Source organism: Methylobacterium sp. Gmos1 (assembly GCF_053764715.1).
This window is the reverse complement of the sequence record NZ_JBSNCC010000003.1, coordinates 155,302-172,416: the sequence shown is the minus strand read 5'-3', so window position 1 is coordinate 172,416 and position 17,115 is coordinate 155,302. Positions and strand designations below refer to the sequence as shown.

The window sequence follows — 17,115 nt, the reverse complement described above, 5'->3', positions numbered from 1 at the left end:
CGATATGAAGCTATGCCTATCTTTTGATAATGCACCCGTCAGCGCAAATAAGAATGGCGCAAGAAAGCATCGCAACTTTTGGTGGAATCATCGACGTGCCGGGTCATTGCAACGGGCTAACGGAGACCAAGCGGCAGCACCGCCGAACAACAGCGCCGCATAGACCTCGCGACCGGTCTCCGCGACGCTCCGGATCCGCCGCCCGCGCGGACGCAAGCCAGGGAAGAAGCTGAAATTTGGGACGCGATACAATCGCGCCCGCGCGATGAATTCGCGGGCAGACTGGCGGGGATGCTCGGCCGATCGGGCGCGGCGACGGACGGACCGGCCGCCCCCGCGGGGATGCCGCCCTCAGCCCTTGCGCTGCGCCTTCATGTAGCTCGTGATCGCGGCCTGGCAGTCCGGAGACAGCTTGGACTTGTTGTGGCGGAAGCAGGCCTGGACCTCGGGGCCGTCCGGCGAGAGGTTGCCGCAATAGGTCAGGTAGTCACCGGTGCAGTACTGCTTGAGCACCGCGCGGTCGACCATCGCCGACTGGGCCGCCACGGGCTGGGCCAGGGCCGAGCCCGTGGTGAGGACGAGGATGAGGGTGGAGCGCAGGAGCACGACGTCTCTCCGAGAGGGGGTGTGGAAGGCGGGTTCGTGGGAAGGCGGCAGCCTGCCCGACGATCCCGGCAGCAATGGGGTGATACCTCGAACCATTTCGGCCACGTGCGCGCTCCTTGCAGCCTTGGCTGTGGAGAAGTGCCCGCCGCGGTCGAATCCGGGGCCTGACCTTGAGCGAGCGCCGCGGCCGGCGCCGGAACGCCCGCCCTCGACTGCCGCCCGGACCGATCGACCCGCCCCGAACTTCGCCGCCGCCAAGACGAGGCGGCGTCGGGACTGAGCGGGTCACGCATCGTCTTGGTCGCAGACTGTTTCCGGAAGATTTCGTCCGGAGATCGAATCGCCGCGGAGGATCGCGGCGAGCCGGAAATCACGTCGCCGCGACCGCGGAACAGAGGCGAGGGCGACGCCGCTCAGAGGCGGCTGAGGCGCACGCGGGCCACGCCCGCGATGCCGATCGCCCGGGCGGAGGCCTGGGACAGGTCGATCACCCGGCCGCCGACATAGGGACCGCGATCGTTGATGCGCACCACCACCGAGCGGCCGTTCGAGGTGTTGGTGACCCGGATCCGGGTGCCGAAGGGGAGGCGGCGATGAGCCGCCGTGAAGGCGTGCGTGTTGAAGCGCTCGCCATTCGCAGTGCGCCGGCCCTGAAATCCGGGGCCGTACCAGGAGGCGGCACCGGATTGGGCTTCGGCGGGCGTGCTGGCTTGTAACGTCACTCCGACGGCACCCGCTGCTGCAAGGCCGAGGATCGCCAGCTTTGCCTTCGAAACCATTTCGCATTCCCGTTCTTGTTGCTTGACGCGGCGCAACATAAAACAGAACGAGGCGACATTATGGAACAATACAAATAAAGATATGCTGGCGTATACTCGGGATTGATTGTTTTGCCGGGTGGCGTGGTTTACATCGGTTAACTGTCTTCGCAAGGAAGACCGGCGGGCGCGTCGTGCGGCGCCGGTGCCACGGTGCGGCCAAGGTTCGACGAGGCCCGGGATCAGGGATTTCGCGATGCCTCGCGCAGGGCGATGCGGATCAGGTCGGCGAGGGTGCGGGCGCCGAGCTTGCGGCGCAGCTGCGTGCAGGCATTGGCGATGGTCTTGTAGCTCAGGCCCAGCTCCTCGGCGATCGCCCCGTGCGCGCGCCCGGCGCCGAGAAGGGCCAGGATCTGCCGCTCGCGCGGGGTGAGGGGAGGGGCGGCCGGCGCCTCGCGCCGCAGGCGGTCGACCTCGGCGGCGAGCGAGGGCGCGACGTAGGTGCCGCCGTCCCGCACCCGCACGAGCGCCCGGTGCAGCTCCGAAGAGGCGGTGTCCTTCAGCACGTAGCCGGCCGCACCGCTCTCAAGGGCGCGAACGGCGATCTCGGGGTCGTCGTGCATGCTGAAGACCAGGATGCGGGTGTCCGGGGCGACCGCGCGGATCCGCCGGATCAGCGCCAGGCCGCTCAACGACGCGCCCTGGAAGGTCAGGTCGGCGACCACGAGGTCGGGTCGATGGCGGCGGAAGCGCCGGTAGCCGGCGGCGATGCCGGTCGCCTCGTGCACGGTGCCGACGCCGGCATCCTCCAGCACCCGGCGGCAGGCCTGCAGCACGATCGGGTGATCGTCGACGACCAGCACGTCCATCAATTCGCCTCCGGGTGGGCGGCCCGCGGGACACATCGCCCGCGGGCCGTCGGAATTCAGTTGGTCGGCTGGCCGGCCGCCACCTTGGCGGTCCAGTCGTCGAAGGCGACGACCGTCTGGCGCTGCTCGCCCAAGCCCTCGATGCCGAGGGTGACGACGTCGCCCGCCTTCAGGAAGCGGGCGGGCTTCATCCCCATGCCGACGCCGGGCGGCGTGCCGGTGGTGATGACGTCGCCGGGCTCCAGCAGCATGAAGTGCGACAGGTAGGAGACGATCTGCCGGCAGTCGAAGATCATCGTGCGGGTCGAGCCGGTCTGCATCCGCTCGCCGTTCACGTCGAGCCACATCCCGAGATCCTGCACGTCGGCGATCTCGTCCGGGGTGACGAGCCACGGCCCGAGCGGGCCGAAGGTCGGGCAGCCCTTGCCCTTGGTCCAGGTGCCGCCGCGCTCGAGCTGGAACTCGCGCTCGGACACGTCGTGGCAGACGCAGTAGCCGGCGACGTAGTCGAGCGCCTCGTTGGCGTGGACGTAGGACGCGCGCTTGCCGATCACGATGGCGAGCTCGACCTCCCAGTCGGTCTTGGACGAGCCCTTGGGCAGGATCACGTCGTCGTTCGGGCCGACGATGCAGGACGGCGCCTTGTTGAACAGGATCGGCTCGGCGGGAATCGCCGCGCCGGTCTCGGCGGCGTGGTCGGCGTAGTTGAGGCCGATGGCGATGAAGTTGCGAACGTGGCCGACGCAGGGCCCCAGCCGCGTGCCGGCCGGCACCTCGGGCAGCGTCGCGGGGTCGATCCCGCGCAGGTTCTGGATCGTGTCGGCGGCGAGGAACGGTCCGGCGACGTCGCGGATCACGCCCGACAGGTCGCGGATCGCGCCGCCCTGATCGACGAGGCCCGGCTTCTCCGCCCCGCTCTCGCCCCAGCGCACAAGCTTCATCGGTCGTCTCCCTAACTGATCCACGCGGGCCGGGACATTGGCGCTGGCGCCGGGCCGCCGCAAGCCGGCGGGCCCGGCGGAGGGCGGCTTCGCCCGTTGCAGTTTCGTCACATCTGGGGCGAAACCGTGTCGGCGCGGCGGGCGGGAATGTTCCGACAGGTCTTTGCCTGTACGGGCACGGGTTGGAAAATCGACGGGAAATTCTTGTCTGGATTGTAAGCTTACGGTCTTCGGCGAGACTTTAGCGATTGCCTGCAAGACGAATCGAGCAAGCCGGTCCGCGCTCCCGGGATTGCGCGATCGCTGCCTGCTGCCGCATCATCCCGCTCAAGCTGTGGGCGTTCTTGAAGCCGCGCGGCACGGAATTTCGGGGTTTGGGGTAACGTCATGACGGGTTCGAGGAGGGCGGCGCTGCTGGCCGGCGCATCGCTGATGCTGCTGGCGGGGGCCAACGGGGCGGCGCAGGCGGCGGCGTTCGGATTGCGCGAGCAGAGCGCCCAGGCGATGGGCCTCGCCTTCGCGGGCGCGGCCGCCGGCTCCGGCGGCCTGTCGTCGATGTTCTGGAACCCGGCCGTCGTCACGATGAAGCCGGGCTGGAACTCGGACTTCAACGCCACCCTGGTGGCGCCCTCGGCCACGATCACGCCGACCACCGGCACCTTCCCGCCGCTGATCGGGCTCGGCAACTCGGGCGATATCGGCCAGGCGGCGGTGCTGCCGGCGACCTACTCGAACTACCAGATCAACGACCGGCTGTTCATCGGCCTGTCGGGCGCCGCGCCGTTCGGCCTCATCACCAAGCCGAACCCGGTCTGGGCCGGCCAGACCTACAGCCGCTCGTCGAAGATCTTCTCGCTGAACTTCAACCCGGTGATCGGCTACAAGGTCAACGACTGGCTGTCGGTCGCGGCCGGGCCGGTGCTCGAATACTTCAAGCTGACGCTGCGCCAGGCGACCGGCATCACGCCCGGCGCGAACACCGCCTTCCTCAAGGGCGACGACTGGGGCTGGGGCTTCACCGCCGGCGTGGTGGCGCGGCTCTCGGAGGGCACCACGGTCGGCGTCGGCTACCGCTCCTCGATCAACCACCAGATCGAGGGCTCGGCCTTCGGCATCGGCCAGGTCCGCTCCTCGCTCAACACCCCCGAGAAGGTCTCGGTCGGCCTGACCCAGGCGATCACCCGGGACCTCCGGCTGAACTTCGGCTTCGAGTGGGACAACTGGACCCGCCTCGGCTCGCCGGCGATCGTTTCGCTGGCGCTCGGCCGGCCGGTCACGGCCCTGCCGCTGAACTACAAGAACGGATTCTACTACTCGGTCGGTGCCGAGTACGACTTCACCCCGCAATGGACCGGCCGCCTCGGCTTCGCCTACGAGCAGTCGCCGATCGACATCTCGAACCGCTCGACCCGCCTGCCCGACGGCGACCGCTACTTCGCCTCGGTCGGCGCCAGCTACCGCTACAGCGAGAAGATCCAGTTCGACGTCTCCTACCAGCACCTGTTCTCGGTGGGCGGTCGCAACCGGATCGCGATCGTTCCGGGCGAGCCGCTCTACACCGCGCCGCTCGCCTTCCTGGGCACCACCGACGCCAGCGCCGACATCGTCTCGGTCGGCCTGAAGTACCGTTGGGACAACCCGCCGGCCCCGGCGCCGATCCCGGTGCCGCTGGTGCGCAAGTACTGAGGCGAGCGGGGCCGGTCGCCCTCCGGCATTCGGCACTCCCACCATCCGTCCCCGGCAAGCCCGGGGACGGACAGCTTTTCGAGAGCCCGCGGCGGCCGGCGCGCGCGGGAGATCACAGGCTCGCCGGCACCCGCCACGGCGCCTCGTCCGCCGCCCGCGCCTCCCAGGCCGCGATGGCGTCCGCGTGCTCCAGGGTCAGCGCCACGTCGTCGAGACCCTCGACGAGGCAGCGCTTCTTGAACGGGTCGATCTCGAACGGGACCGCCGCCCCGTCCGGATCGGTCACGGCCTGGGCCGGCAGGTCGACCGTGAGGCGGGCGCCCGGCTCGGTCTTGAGGCGCGCGCGCAGACCCGCCACGACGTCCTCGGGCAGGGTCACGGTCAGGAGCCCGTTCTTCGCCGCGTTCGAGGCGAAGATGTCGCCGAAGCTCGGGGCGATCACGCAACGGATGCCGCCGTCGACGAGCGCGTAGACCGCACCCTCGCGCGACGAGCCGCAGCCGAAGTTGCGGTCGGCCACCAGGATGCCGGCACCGGCGTAAGGCGCCGCGTCGAGGGGCACCGCCTCGCCGCGGCGGCGCTCGTCGTGGAACAGGAAGTTGCCGTAGCCGGCGCTGCGCGGCTTCTTCAGGAAGCGGGCCGGCAGGATCTGGTCGGTGTCGATGTTGGCCGCCTCGAGCGGCACCGCGACGGCCTGAAGCGTGGTGAAGGGCTGCATGATCAGCGTGTCCCGAGCCGGCGGATGTCGGTGAGGCGGCCGGTGACGGCGGCGGCGGCGGCCATCGCCGGGCTCATCAGGTGGGTGCGGGCGTTCGGGCCCTGGCGGCCGGGGAAGTTGCGGTTGGTGGTCGAGGCGCAGCGCTCGCCCGCCGGCACGAGGTCGCCGTTGATGCCGACGCACATCGAGCAGCCCGGCTCGCCCCATTCGAGGCCGGCGTCGCGAAACACCCGGTCGAGCCCCTCGGCCTCCGCCTGGCGTCGCACCGGGCCGGAGCCCGGCACGACCAGGCCCGGCACCGCCGCCTTCTGCCCGCGCAGCACGCCGGCCGCGGCGCGCAAATCCTCGATGCGGGAATTGGTGCAGGAGCCGATGAATACCCGGTCGATCGCGACCGCTTCGAGCGGCGTGCCGGGGGTGAGGCCCATATAGTCGAGCATCGCCCGCATCTGCCCGGCCTTGGTGGCGTCAGACTCCGCGCCCGGATCGGGCACCGTCGCGGTGACGGGAAGCGCGGTCTCGGGGCTGGTGCCCCAGGTCACGGTCGGGGCGATTGTACCGGCATCGAGCGTCACCTCGCGGTCGAACCGGGCGCCCTCATCGCTCGGCAGACGCCGCCAGGCGGCGACCGCCTCCTCGAACAGAGCGCCCTTCGGCGCGTAGGCGCGGTTTTCCAGGAACGCGAAGGTGGTGTCGTCCGGCGCGATCATCCCGGCGCGGGCGCCGGCTTCGATCGACATGTTGCAGATGGTGAGCCGGCCCTCCATCGACAGCCCGCGGATCGCGCTGCCGGCATATTCGAGCACGTGCCCGACCGCGCCGCCGGCGCCGATCTCCGCGATGATCGCCAGGATCACGTCCTTGGCGGTGACGTGGGGGCCGAGCACGCCGTCGATCCCGACCCGCAGGGTTTTGGGCCGGCGCTGCCACAGGGCCTGCGTGGCGAGCACGTGGGCCACTTCCGTCGCGCCGATGCCGAAGCCGAGCGCCCCGAAGGCGCCGTGGGTCGAGGTGTGGGAATCGCCGCAGACGATCGTGAGGCCCGGCAGCGTCAGGCCCTGCTCGGGCGCCAGCACGTGGACGATGCCCTGGGCGCGATCATCCAGGCCGAAATGCCGGATGCCGTGACGGCCGGCATTGTCGGCGAGCGTCGAGACCATGTTGGCGATCTCGGGGTCGGGGATCGGGCCGGCGCGGTCGCGGGAGGGGACGTAGTGGTCGGCGACCGCGAAGGTCAGGTCCGGGCGACGGATTACCCGGCCGGCATGGTCGAGCATGCCGAAGGCGTGGAACGAGCCCTCGTGCAGGAGGTGCCGGTCGATGGCCAGCAGCGCCTGCCCGTCGGGGCGCGTCGCCATGACGTGGGCGTCCCAGACCTTGTCGAGGAGGGTGCGGGGTGGCGAGGTCATCGGGCGTCCTCCGTGTCTTGTTCTGGAACTCGAAATGACGAACTCCGCCCCTTTCCCGGACGACTGGAACGAAGTGGAAGGAGATCCGGGATCCAGCATGAAAAGTCGCGAAGCGTCCTCATGTCTGCAACGGTGCAGGATGCAGAGCCGCTTCGCGGCCATTCCTTGTGCTGGATCCCGGATCTCCTTCCGTTTCGCTGCAGTCGTCCGGGAAAGGGGGAGGATGTCGTAAATGGTGGGCGACAGGCGCTAACGCACCCCCATCGCCCCCGCCGCCTGGCCGGCGATGCGGCCCAAAGCCACCGCCGCGAGCAGCCCGTTGCCCGACAGGTACCCGCCAGGCCCCGTTCCCGATACGCCGCAGGCGGCACCGCCCGCTGCGAACAGGTTCGGGATCGGCGCGCCGCCGACCGTGAGCACCCGCGCGTCGTCATCGACCACGAGGCCGCCCTGCGTGTGGAACAGGGCCCCGGTCACCCGCACCGCCCGGTAGGGCGCCACCAGCGCCGGCACGCCCGCGAAGGCGCGCCCGAACCCGTCGCGCCCAGCCTCGCGCTTCAGGGCCTCGACCTCGGCGAGGGTGGCGGAGAGGGCGTCCGCCGGCAGGTGCAGCCGCGCCGCGAGTTCCGCCATCGTGTCGCCCTCGACGATCGCCCCGGCGCTCTCGGCCCGGCGAAAATCCTCGAACTGGCGGGCGATCCCGGCGATGCGCGCGTCGAACACCGTGACCGCCGTGCCGCCGGGCTGGCGCAGCACCTCCGCCGCCTGCTCGGAATAGCCGCGGCTCTCGTCCGAGAAGCGCCGCCCGTCCGCGTTCACCTGGAACCCGCCCTCGGTGATCGTGGCCCAGGTGATCAGGATGCCGTGCGGATGCGCCACCGAGCCGTGGCCCTGGTGGCCCGAGAGGTGGCGGGTCGCCGCGCCGAGCGCCTCGCCCCACCGAAGCGCGTCGCCCTGGTTGCCCTCGTGGCCGAAATACAGCGCGCCGGACAGTTCCGGCACGTGCTCGGCCACCAGCGCCTTGTTGCCACCGTAGCCGTTGCAGGCGAGCACCAGCGCCCGGCAGGCGACGCGCTCGCGCGAGCCGTCGGGGCGCACGAGGCAGATGCCCCGGATCGCCCCGGCCTCGGTGTAGAGCGTGTCGACGGTCGCCTCGCACAGGACCGGGATGCCGGAATCTTCCACCGCCCGCGCCAGGCGGTCGACCAGTTCCTCGCCGGACCGGCTCGGCAGGCCGTGCATGCGGTGGGCCGAATGGCCCGGATAGCGGAAATCGGTGATGACCGAGAACGGCAGGCCGTGGCGGTCGCTCAGCCATTCGAGGGCCGGACCGACGGCGCCGGCAAGGCGCGCGACGAGGGCGGGATCGGGCTCGTTCTTGGCCTTCGCCATGATGTCGGCGGAGAACAGGGCGGGGCTGTCCTCGACCCGGGCCTCGCGCTGCCAGCGGGTCCCGGGCGCCGGGACCAGACCGGCCGAGAGCGCGGTCGAGCCGCGGGGCACGGGGTCGCGCTCGACCACCAGCACCTCGGCTCCGGCCTCGTGGGCGGCGAGTGCTGCCACCAGTCCGGCGGCCCCGGCGCCGATCACCGCGACCGGAACCTCGATGTCGAAGGCGGCGGCGGGCTCGACCCTCATGCCGACAGCTCCCGGACGATCTCGCCGACCTGCGCCACCCGGCAGACGGGTTTGAGCGCCTCGATCGCGGTCTGGTGCACGGACGGCGAGAAGGCGGCGCAGCCATCCGACAGGACGGTGACGGAGAAGTCGCGCACGTGGGCGTCGCGCACCGTCGAGGCGACGCCGCCATTGGTGACGATGCCCGACACGATCAGCCGCTCGATCCCCGCCTTGCGCAGGACCCATTCGAGCCGGGTCATGTAGAAGGCCGAGTAGGCGACCTTCTCGACCGAGAGGTCGGCGGGCTGCAACTCGTCCACCAGGGCGTGGCCCCAAGCGCCGGGCAGAAAGTCGCCGCGCTTCAAGAACGGGCGCAGCTCGCGCAGGTGGGGCGAGATCAAGGGCTCGCCGCCCTTGCCCGGCACCAGCGTGAAGTGGGTCGAGACGATGAACCCGCCCCGCGCCCGGATCAGCTCGGCGAGCGGCCGCACGCGGCCCGGCACCGCGGCGATCTCGGGCGCGGCCTGGCCGGCGCGGCCATAGGCGCCGTCCGGGTGCAGGAAGTCGTTCTGGAGGTCGCAGATCAGGAGCGCGGTGCGTTCCATCGGGATCGGGGGGTGGCTCATGCGGGCTCTCCCGTGCGGGTGACCACGACGTTGCCGAGCCGGTCGACCCGGGCGGTCAGGTCGGGATCGACCACGGTGGTGGCGTCCGGCTGCTCGAGGATCGCAGGCCCCGGGATCTCGGCCCCGACCGGCAGCGCCAGGCGGGCATAGACGGTGGCCTCGTGCCAGGCGCCCGAGAACCAGACCGGCCGGCTGCCGAGGCGGGCGGCGTCCAGCGAGGCGTCGGGTCCCGGCGCCAGGGCGGCGAGGTCGAAGTGGGGCCGCCGGCCGATCGCCGCGGTGCGCAGGTTGACGATGCGGGTGCCGAGGCCCGGCAGCAGCCGGCTGAACGAGGTGCGGTAGGCCGCCTCGAACGCCGCCTGGATCACCGCCGGCGTGACGCCGGTGGTGCCGTTTTCGACCGTGACGGGCAAGGCAACCGCCACGGTGTGGGTCTGGCCGACATAGTGCATGTCGAGCTCGAACACCGTGTCGATCCGCGAGACGGTGAGGCCGGCGGCCTCGACGACCTGCCGGGCGGCCTCGGCTTCCGCCACCATCCGCCGGTCGAGGGCGGCGGCGTCGAGGGTGGCGAGCGAGAGGTTGAGGGTCTGGACCTGATCGTGCCGGATGTCGGCGATGACGCAGCCGAGCGCCGAGGTGACGCCGGGATAGCGCGGCACCAGGGCGCCGCGCAGACCCACATCCTTGATGAGCGCCCCGACATGCAGCGCGCCGCCGCCGCCGAACGGCACCGCGGCGAATTTCTGGGGGTCGTGGCCGCGCTCGATCGAGACGAGGCGGATCGCACCCGCCATCTTGCCGTCGGCGACGCGCACGATCGCTTCGGCGGCCGCCATCACGTCGAGGCCGAGCGGTTCGGCGACGTGCTCGGCGATGGCGGCCTTCGCCGCCTCGACGTCGAGGCGCTTCAAGGCGCCGCCGATCGGCCGCTCGGCGTTGATGCGGCCGAGCACCACGTTGGCGTCGGTCAGCGTCGGGCGGGTGTTGCCCTGGCCGTAGCAGACCGGGCCCGGCCGCGAGCCGGCGCTCTCCGGCCCGACCTGGAGCAGCCCGCCGGCATCGACATGGGCGATCGATCCGCCGCCGGCACCGATCGTGCTGATCTCGATCATCGGCGTGCGGATGACGAGGCCGAAATCGATCGTGGTCTGGGCCGCGAGGGCTGTCTCGCCCTCGACCACCAGCGACACGTCGAAGGAGGTGCCGCCGAGATCGCCCGTGATCACGTTCGGGAAGCCGGCCTCCTTGGCGATGGCGGCGGCCGCGATCACCCCGGCCGCCGGGCCGGAGAGGGCGGTGCGGACCGGCAGCCGCCGGGCGGTGGTGGTCGACATCACGCCGCCATTCGACTGCACGATGTGGAACCGGCCCCCGAACCCTTCCGACTCGAGCGCCCGGTCGAGCTTGCCGAGATAGCTGCCGACCACCGGCTGGAGATAGGCGTTGAGCACCGTGGTCGAGGTGCGCTCGAACTCGCGGATCTCCGGCAGGATGCCGGACGAGCGCTCGACATTGGCGTTCGGCCACACGGCCGAGGCCGCCTCCATGGCGATCCGCTCGTTCTCCGGGTTGGCGTAGGCGTTGACGAAGCAGATCGCCAGGGCCTCGGCTCCGTTCGCCAGCAGCGCGCGGGCGGCCTGCGCCACCTGCTCCGGATTCACGGCCTCGCGGATCGTGCCGTCGGCAAGCGTGCGCTCGTCCACCTCCAGCCGCAGGTCGCGGTCGACCACGGGGATGAAGTCGCCCCACAGGCCCCAGGTGTGGCGCCGGTCGCGCCGACGCATCTCCAGCACGTCGCGGAATCCGCGCGTGGTGATGAGGCCGATGCGGGCCCCTTTCCGCTCCAGGAGCGCGTTGGTGCCCACCGTCGTGCCGTGGACGATCGAGGCGAGGCCTGCGACCGGGCCGAAGCCCTTGAGCCCGGCAAGGAAGCCGACCGCCTCGTCGCCGCGGTTCGACGGGACCTTGCCGGTCTGGAAGCGGCCGGCGGCCTCGTCGTAGTAGAACAGGTCGGTGAAGGTGCCGCCGACATCGACGCCGACGATGGCGCGGGGGGTCATTGCTCGTCTCCGGTCGTCAGGGCGTAGTCGCGGGCGGCGGATTCCGGCGTCACGTAGCCGAGGCGCAGGTCGCGATGCACGGCCTCGCGGTTCCGCTCGGCCGGGTGGCCGAAGCCGCCGCCGCCGGGGGTCTCGAGCCGCACCCGCTCGCCGGCCCTGATGCGGACATCCGTCACCTTCGAGACCATCGGCGGGCTCGCCCAGCCATCGGGTGTCTGCCAGGCGAAGCGGTTGAGCGCCGCCGGCTTGCCGCCCTCGACGCCGAACGGCGCCACCTTGCCGCGCTCGCCGAGCAGGAAGACGTCGGCGTCGGTCAGGGTCTCGATCTCGTAGACGGCGCCCAAGCCCCCGCGATGCGCGCCCGCCCCGGCGCTGTCGGGCCGCAGGGCCCACTGGGTGAAGACGACAGGGTAGGCGGCCTCCAGGATCTCGACCGGCGGGATCGTCGCGGTCGAGATCGGGTTGTTGGCGTGGCTGAGGCCATCGGTTTCGGGGTTGCCGCCCAAGCCCCCGCCGAAGAACGAGAACATCACCCAGCGCGAGCCGTCCGCCCGGTGGCCGGCGAGCGAGAGCGCGTTGATGGTGCCGAAGGGCGCGGCGGTCGCGCGCGCAGGATCGGCCTCGGCCAGCGCCCCGAGCACCACGCCGATCAGCCGCAGGATCGTCTCGGTGTAGCCGGCCATCGGCTTCGGGGCGCCGGCGCCGAGCAGCGTCGTCTCCGGCACCGTGAAGGTGATTGGCCGCAGGCAGCCGGCATTGGCCGGCACCTCGGTGAAGACGTGCTTCAAGGCGACGTAGCAGGCCGCCACGGTCGTCGCGTGCGAGATGTTGATCGGCCCCTGCGCCGGCGCCGACGAGCGCGAGAAGTCGAGGACCATCCGGTCGCCGTCGATCGTCAGGTCGAGGGCGATGGTCAGCGGTTCGTCGGTGATGCCGTCGTTGTCGAGCACGTCCTCGAAGCCGTAGCGGCCGTCCGGCAGCGCCCGGATCGCGGCGCGCATCAGGGCCTCGGCCCGGTCGGAGAAGGCCGCGAAGGCGGCGTCCACCGTGGCATCGCCGTACTCGTCGAGGAGCGCGGTGAAGCGGCGCTCGCCGAGGTCGAGGGCGTTGAGCTGGCCGTTGAGGTCGCCCCAGTTCGAGGTCGGGACGCGGGTGTTGGCGGCCAGGATGTCGACGATGTCCTGGTTCAGGCGCCCGGCGGAGAAGAGCTTGACGGCCGGGAAGCGCACGCCCTCCTGGAAGCTCTCGGTTGCTTTAGGATTATAGCCGCCCGGCACGTTGCCGCCGATGTCGAGCCAGTGGCCGACCGAGGCGAGCCAGCAGAACAGGTGCCCGTCGCGGAAGACCGGCCGCACCAGCCGGAAGTCGTTGAGGTGGGTGCCGCCGCTATAGGGATCGTTGAACAGGAAGGTGTCGCCGGGCTCAAGGCCCCCCTCGCGCTCGACCTTGGCGATCACGGCCTTCACCGCGAAAGCCATCGCGCCGACGAAGATCGGCAGGCCCTTGGTGCCCTGGACCAGGGTGTCGCCGGTGGTCGCGTGGTAGAGGCCGTGGCAGGCGTCGCGGGCCTCGGCGATGATCGGGTTGAAGGCCGAGCGGTAGAGCGTCGCGTCCATCTCGTCGGCGATCTGCTCCAGGCGGCCCTTCAGCACCGCCAGGGTAACGGGATCGATCGCGGTCATTGGGCGCTTCCCTCGTAGGCGCGGCCGCGGGCCAGCATTTCAGGCGTGCCGATCAGGGCATTCAACTCGCCGAAATCGAACATCCGGTCGGAGAAGGGGGCGTTGGTGCCGGCCTTGGCGAGCGAGCCGTAGTAATCCTTCGCGGTGCGGGCGAGCGCCCGCACGATGCCGCCGGGGAAGATCACCAGGCGGAAACCCAAAGCTCCGAGATCGGCCGCCGAGGCGAGTGGGGTGTCGCCGCCCTCGACCATGTTGGCCACCAGCGGGCGCTGGGTACCGAGCGCCTTCGTCACCGCGGCGAGCTGGCTGGCCGAGCGAGGCGCCTCGACGAACAGCACGTCGGCGCCGGCCTCCGCGTAGGCCCGGGCCCGCTCGATCGCGCGCTCGAAGCCCTCGACGGCGACCGCATCGGTGCGGGCGACGATCAGGGTCTCGGCGCTCGACCGCGCGTCGAGCGCCGCGCGGATCTTGCCGACCATGTCGCCTTGGCCGATCAGCGTCTTGTCCTGAAGGTGGCCGCAGCGCTTCGGGTAGCTCTGGTCCTCGAGCTGGATCGCGCTGGCGCCGGCGCGCTCGAACAGCCGCACGGTGCGCTCGACGTTGAGCGCGTTGCCGTAGCCGTTGTCGGCATCGACCACGAGGGGCGTCGCCACCCGGTCGCGCACCAGGGCCACGGTCTCGGCGACCTCGTTCATCGAGACGAGGCCGATATCGGGACGGCCGAGCCGCGTATAGGCGATGGCGGCACCCGAGAGGTACAGGGCCTCGAAGCCCGCATCCGTGGCGATCGAGGCCGTGAGGGCGTCGTAGACGCCCGGAGCGACGAGGACGCGGTCCTCGGCGAGACGGGACTTCAGGGACATGACGCGGGGTGTTCCTCGTTCGGTTTCATCGCATTGGCTTTGGTGCGCATTTCTCCTCTCCCCGCGAGGTCCCGGGCCTGCCCGGGATCTCCAAGCGAGGGACGAAGTCGGGCTTGCCCGACTTCTCGCGGGGAGAGGGCTGTGTTCCCGTTCAGGGAACACAGCGAGGCGGCAGCCGAGGGTGAGGGGGTGGTGCCGGAGGAGTCTCACTCGTCGAGACCCCCTCACCCTCGCTTCGGCTTCGCCTGCGCTTGCTGCGTCTCCTGAACGGAGACACAGCCCTCTCCCCGCCCGCGGGGAGAGGAGAAATCCTGTGCTTTTCTATTGAATGACTGGGCTTGATCTTTGATTTGCTTGAAGTTTTTTAGATGTTTTGTCTCGTATTATCGACAGTCATGAAGAGGGCTTGCTAAGCGGACTTCACGCCACCAGCCCTAGCAACTCCCCGACCCCCACCGCCCGGTCGATCCCCGCCACCGCGGCGACGATCGCCTCGCTCCGCTCCGCCCCCCAGACCGGCCCGGCGAGCGCGCGAAACTTCTCCCGCACGTCGTCGGCCGAGTACGGGTCCTCGGTGTCGCCGCGGTTGGTCAGCGCCTGGGCTGAGAGCTTGCGGCCGTCGGCCAGCGTCAGCGTGACCTTGGCCGGCCGAAGACCCGGCAGCTGCGCGGTCATGGCGGGATCCTCCTGCACCATCACCCGGCGGGCCAGCGCCAGGATGCGCCGGTCGGCCCGCGCCTCGGCCCGGAACGCGTCGGTGTCGGCCTCGCCCCGCACCAGCGCCGCCGCCAGGGCGAAGGGCAGGGAGAACTTCGCCGCCAGCATCGTCTCGGGGGCCGGGTGGTCGAGCTGCGCTGCCCAGACATAGGTCGCGACCTCGACCGAGCGCACGGAATCCGGATCGAGCGGGCCGGATTCGGCGCGGATCTGCGCCAGGGCGTCGAGGGCGCCGTGGGTGTAGCGGCAGGCGGCGTGGCGCTTGAAGTAGTTGCGGGCGATCTCCCAGCGGGTGCCCAGGTCCTCGACCATCGCGTCCGTCGAGAAATCGTCGGCGAGGATGCCGCCATAGACGACGCCGATCCCGTCGCGCTCCGGCAGGAAGCCGCTCGCTGCGAGATCCCAGGCGGTGAGCCCGAGCTGGTTGGAGAAGCCCGCATAGGTGTTGCGGACGGTCGCCCCCTCCAGCATCGTGCGCCGGCTGGTGCTGAGACCGAAGGACGAGGCGAGCCCGATCGTCCGGCCGATCATCGCCGCATCGGCGCGGAAGATCTTCGCGACGGCGAGCGCCGCCCCCACCGTGCCCCAGGTGCCGTGCGGGTGCATCGTCACCCGCAGTTTCGAGGCGATGCCGATCCGCGCGCCGATCTCGTAGCCGAGGACGAGGGCCGCGATCGTCTCGGCGCCGGACGCACCGGCCTCCTGCGCTGCGGCCAGAACGGCCGGGACGACGTGGATCGCCGGGTGGCCGCGGGCGTACTGGTTGCCCTCGTCGAGCTCCAGCGTCGTGCCGGCAGCCCCGTTGACGAGGGCGGCGTCGCGGGGATCGAGCGACAAGCCGCTGCCGATCGCCGGCGCCTCGCCCCGGTGGCGGGCGGCGAGGCGTTCGGCCAGCGCCCGGCATTCGGGCTCGCGCATCCCGGCGGCGATGACGCCGAGGGAATCGAGCAGGACGAGGCGGGCGCGGTCGATCGCCGCCTCGGGGAGGTCGGCGAACCGGAGATCGGCCGCGAAGGCGGTCCAGCGGTCGAGCCAGGCGGGAACGGGCTCGGCGAGCAGCGTGGTCGCCGGGACGATGCCGGGGGTGACGATGCCCATCGCCTAGAGCCCCAGATAGGCCCGGCGCAGGGCCGGGTCGGCGGCAAGCGTCGCGGCATCGCCCGACAGCGCGACGGTGCCGTTCTCCAGGATGTAGGCGCGGGTCGCGAGATCGAGCGACTGCACCACGTTCTGCTCCACCAGCATGATCGGCAGTCCTTCGTTGTTGAGGTTGCGCATGAGGGCGAACATCTCCTCGACGAGGAGCGGCGAGAGCCCGAGCGAGGGCTCGTCGAGGATCAGCAGGCGCGGCTCGGCCATCAGGCCGCGGCCGATCGCGAGCATCTGCTGCTCGCCGCCCGAGAGGGTGCCGGCGGCCTGGGCCGCCCGCTCGCGCAGGCGCGGGAAGGTCGAGAAGACCCGCTCGATGTTCTCGGATCGCCGCGCCCGGCCGCGGCGGTAGCTGCCGAGCACCAGGTTCTCGCGCACGCTGAGGTTCGGGAAGATCTTGCGGCCTTCCGGTACGTGGATCAGACCGGCCTCGACGATCGCCGACGCCGAGGCCGTGGTGATCGGCTTGCCGTCGAAGCGGATCGCGCCGGCGCGCGCCGAGACGACGCCGGACAGGACCTTGTTCAGCGTCGTCTTGCCGACGCCGTTGGCGCCGAGCACCGCGACGATCTCGCCCGGACGCACGCAGAGATCGAGGCCGCGCAGCACCTCGGTGGCGCCGTAGCCGGCGCGAAGGCTTTCGACCTCAAGCATCGACCGCTTCACCGTTGAGGGATTCCTGGGTCTTCATGCGGGCGGCCGCGCCCTTGCCGAGATAGGCCTCGATCACCCCCGGGTCGGCACAAACCTGGCGGGGCGGGCCGGATGCGATCATCTTTCCTTGCGCCAGGACGAAGACCTCCTCGCACAGGGTCATCACCGCCTGCATGATGTGCTCGATCATCAGGATGGTGACGCCGCCGTCGCGGATCGCGCGCACCACCGGCAGGATGTCGCGGATCTCGGACGGGTTGAGGCCCGCCAGCACCTCGTCGAGGAGGAGGAGGCGCGGCTCGGTGGCGAGCGCGCGGGCCACCTCCAGGCGCTTGCGCCCGGCCACGGTCAGGTCGGCGGCCGGCTTGTCGAGCTGGTCGCGCAAGCCCACCCGGGTTCCGACCTCGCGGGCCTTTTCCACCGCATCCGCCCGGCGCGGGTGGCGCAGGTAGGCACCGACGGCGATGTTCTCGGCGACCGTAAGACCGGCGAAGGGCTGGACGATCTGGAAGGTGCGGGCGATGCCGCGGCGCGCCCGCAGGTGCGGCGCCTCCGCCGTCACGTCGACGCCGTCGAACAGCACGGTCCCCCCGCTGGGGGGCAGGAAGCCGGAGATCATCCCGAACAGGGTGGTCTTGCCGGCCCCGTTCGGGCCGATGAGCCCGGTGATCGAGCCCGCCGGCACGTGAAGCGAGGCGCGGTCGACCGCGACGAGGCCCTGGAAGCGCTTGGTGAGGGAATCGACGGCGAGCAT

15 protein-coding genes are annotated in these 17,115 nt (G+C 71.0%); 1 reads left to right on the top strand and 14 read right to left on the bottom strand.

Annotated elements, in window-relative coordinates:
- Window positions 1-351 precede the first annotated feature (351 nt).
- The 4 genes from ACS5PV_RS06940 to ACS5PV_RS06925 form a co-directional block, all read right to left on the bottom strand.
- Window positions 352-606 (bottom strand): hypothetical protein, encoded by a 255-nt coding sequence (locus tag ACS5PV_RS06940; protein ID WP_455394611.1) that lies wholly within the window; start codon window positions 604-606, stop codon window positions 352-354.
- A 413-nt stretch (window positions 607-1,019) separates the two neighbouring features.
- Window positions 1,020-1,385: a septal ring lytic transglycosylase RlpA family protein gene (locus ACS5PV_RS06935; protein ID WP_455394610.1), complete on the bottom strand. Its 366-nt coding sequence runs from the start codon at window positions 1,383-1,385 to the stop codon at window positions 1,020-1,022.
- Window positions 1,386-1,606: 221 nt separating this feature from the next.
- A complete protein-coding gene (locus tag ACS5PV_RS06930; protein WP_455394609.1) occupies window positions 1,607-2,233 on the bottom strand; it encodes a response regulator in 627 nt (208 codons plus the stop codon).
- A 56-nt stretch (window positions 2,234-2,289) separates the two neighbouring features.
- Window positions 2,290-3,174: a fumarylacetoacetate hydrolase family protein gene (locus tag ACS5PV_RS06925; protein ID WP_455394608.1), complete on the bottom strand. Its 885-nt coding sequence runs from the start codon at window positions 3,172-3,174 to the stop codon at window positions 2,290-2,292.
- Between the two features lie 387 nt (window positions 3,175-3,561).
- Here ACS5PV_RS06925 and ACS5PV_RS06920 point away from each other — a divergent pair, with 387 nt between their 5' ends.
- A complete protein-coding gene (locus tag ACS5PV_RS06920; protein WP_455394607.1) occupies window positions 3,562-4,860 on the top strand; it encodes an OmpP1/FadL family transporter in 1,299 nt (432 codons plus the stop codon).
- Window positions 4,861-4,972: 112 nt separating this feature from the next.
- Here ACS5PV_RS06920 and leuD read toward each other — a convergent pair whose 3' ends face one another.
- From leuD to ACS5PV_RS06870, 10 genes are all read right to left on the bottom strand, one after another.
- The gene (leuD, locus tag ACS5PV_RS06915; protein WP_455394606.1) at window positions 4,973-5,578 is read right to left on the bottom strand and encodes a 3-isopropylmalate dehydratase small subunit; all 606 of its coding nucleotides are present in this window, start codon (window positions 5,576-5,578) and stop codon (window positions 4,973-4,975) included.
- A 2-nt stretch (window positions 5,579-5,580) separates the two neighbouring features.
- Window positions 5,581-6,987, bottom strand: a complete 1,407-nt coding sequence (leuC, locus tag ACS5PV_RS06910) for a 3-isopropylmalate dehydratase large subunit (protein WP_455394605.1) — start codon at window positions 6,985-6,987, stop codon at window positions 5,581-5,583.
- A gap of 249 nt (window positions 6,988-7,236) precedes the next feature.
- Window positions 7,237-8,625 carry an FAD-dependent oxidoreductase gene (locus ACS5PV_RS06905; protein WP_455394604.1) on the bottom strand — a complete coding sequence of 463 codons (1,389 nt, stop codon included), beginning with the start codon at window positions 8,623-8,625 and terminating at the stop codon, window positions 7,237-7,239.
- Complete coding sequence (locus tag ACS5PV_RS06900; protein ID WP_455394603.1) at window positions 8,622-9,233, bottom strand: cysteine hydrolase family protein; 612 nt, start codon at window positions 9,231-9,233, stop codon at window positions 8,622-8,624. Before ACS5PV_RS06900 ends, ACS5PV_RS06905 begins: the two co-directional genes overlap by 4 nt.
- Complete coding sequence (locus ACS5PV_RS06895) at window positions 9,230-11,296, bottom strand: hydantoinase/oxoprolinase family protein (RefSeq protein WP_455394602.1); 2,067 nt, start codon at window positions 11,294-11,296, stop codon at window positions 9,230-9,232. Before ACS5PV_RS06895 ends, ACS5PV_RS06900 begins: the two co-directional genes overlap by 4 nt.
- Window positions 11,293-12,978 (bottom strand): hydantoinase B/oxoprolinase family protein, encoded by a 1,686-nt coding sequence (locus tag ACS5PV_RS06890; protein WP_455394601.1) that lies wholly within the window; start codon window positions 12,976-12,978, stop codon window positions 11,293-11,295. The genes ACS5PV_RS06895 and ACS5PV_RS06890 overlap by 4 nt, the downstream gene beginning before the upstream one ends.
- Window positions 12,975-13,841: an isocitrate lyase/PEP mutase family protein gene (locus tag ACS5PV_RS06885; protein ID WP_455394600.1), complete on the bottom strand. Its 867-nt coding sequence runs from the start codon at window positions 13,839-13,841 to the stop codon at window positions 12,975-12,977. Before ACS5PV_RS06885 ends, ACS5PV_RS06890 begins: the two co-directional genes overlap by 4 nt.
- 420 nt (window positions 13,842-14,261) lie before the next feature.
- The gene (locus tag ACS5PV_RS06880) at window positions 14,262-15,656 is read right to left on the bottom strand and encodes an MmgE/PrpD family protein (RefSeq protein ID WP_455394599.1); all 1,395 of its coding nucleotides are present in this window, start codon (window positions 15,654-15,656) and stop codon (window positions 14,262-14,264) included.
- Window positions 15,657-15,659: 3 nt separating this feature from the next.
- Window positions 15,660-16,361: an ABC transporter ATP-binding protein gene (locus ACS5PV_RS06875; protein ID WP_455394598.1), complete on the bottom strand. Its 702-nt coding sequence runs from the start codon at window positions 16,359-16,361 to the stop codon at window positions 15,660-15,662.
- Window positions 16,354-17,115 (bottom strand): ABC transporter ATP-binding protein, encoded by a 762-nt coding sequence (locus ACS5PV_RS06870; protein ID WP_455394597.1) that lies wholly within the window; start codon window positions 17,113-17,115, stop codon window positions 16,354-16,356. Before ACS5PV_RS06870 ends, ACS5PV_RS06875 begins: the two co-directional genes overlap by 8 nt.

Coding starts and splice junctions, on each gene's coding strand:
- ACS5PV_RS06935 (WP_455394610.1), bottom strand. CDS start 1,385: ATGGTTTCGAAGGCAAAGCTGGCGATCCTCGGCCTTGCAGCAGCGGGT.
- ACS5PV_RS06930 (WP_455394609.1), bottom strand. CDS start 2,233: ATGGACGTGCTGGTCGTCGACGATCACCCGATCGTGCTGCAGGCCTGC.
- ACS5PV_RS06925 (WP_455394608.1), bottom strand. CDS start 3,174: ATGAAGCTTGTGCGCTGGGGCGAGAGCGGGGCGGAGAAGCCGGGCCTC.
- ACS5PV_RS06920 (WP_455394607.1), top strand. CDS start 3,562: ATGACGGGTTCGAGGAGGGCGGCGCTGCTGGCCGGCGCATCGCTGATG.
- leuD (WP_455394606.1), bottom strand. CDS start 5,578: ATGCAGCCCTTCACCACGCTTCAGGCCGTCGCGGTGCCGCTCGAGGCG.
- leuC (WP_455394605.1), bottom strand. CDS start 6,987: ATGACCTCGCCACCCCGCACCCTCCTCGACAAGGTCTGGGACGCCCAC.
- ACS5PV_RS06905 (WP_455394604.1), bottom strand. CDS start 8,625: ATGAGGGTCGAGCCCGCCGCCGCCTTCGACATCGAGGTTCCGGTCGCG.
- ACS5PV_RS06900 (WP_455394603.1), bottom strand. CDS start 9,233: ATGAGCCACCCCCCGATCCCGATGGAACGCACCGCGCTCCTGATCTGC.
- ACS5PV_RS06895 (WP_455394602.1), bottom strand. CDS start 11,296: ATGACCCCCCGCGCCATCGTCGGCGTCGATGTCGGCGGCACCTTCACC.
- ACS5PV_RS06890 (WP_455394601.1), bottom strand. CDS start 12,978: ATGACCGCGATCGATCCCGTTACCCTGGCGGTGCTGAAGGGCCGCCTG.
- ACS5PV_RS06885 (WP_455394600.1), bottom strand. CDS start 13,841: ATGTCCCTGAAGTCCCGTCTCGCCGAGGACCGCGTCCTCGTCGCTCCG.
- ACS5PV_RS06880 (WP_455394599.1), bottom strand. CDS start 15,656: ATGGGCATCGTCACCCCCGGCATCGTCCCGGCGACCACGCTGCTCGCC.
- ACS5PV_RS06875 (WP_455394598.1), bottom strand. CDS start 16,361: ATGCTTGAGGTCGAAAGCCTTCGCGCCGGCTACGGCGCCACCGAGGTG.
- ACS5PV_RS06870 (WP_455394597.1), bottom strand. CDS start 17,115: ATGCTCGCCGTCGATTCCCTCACCAAGCGCTTCCAGGGCCTCGTCGCG.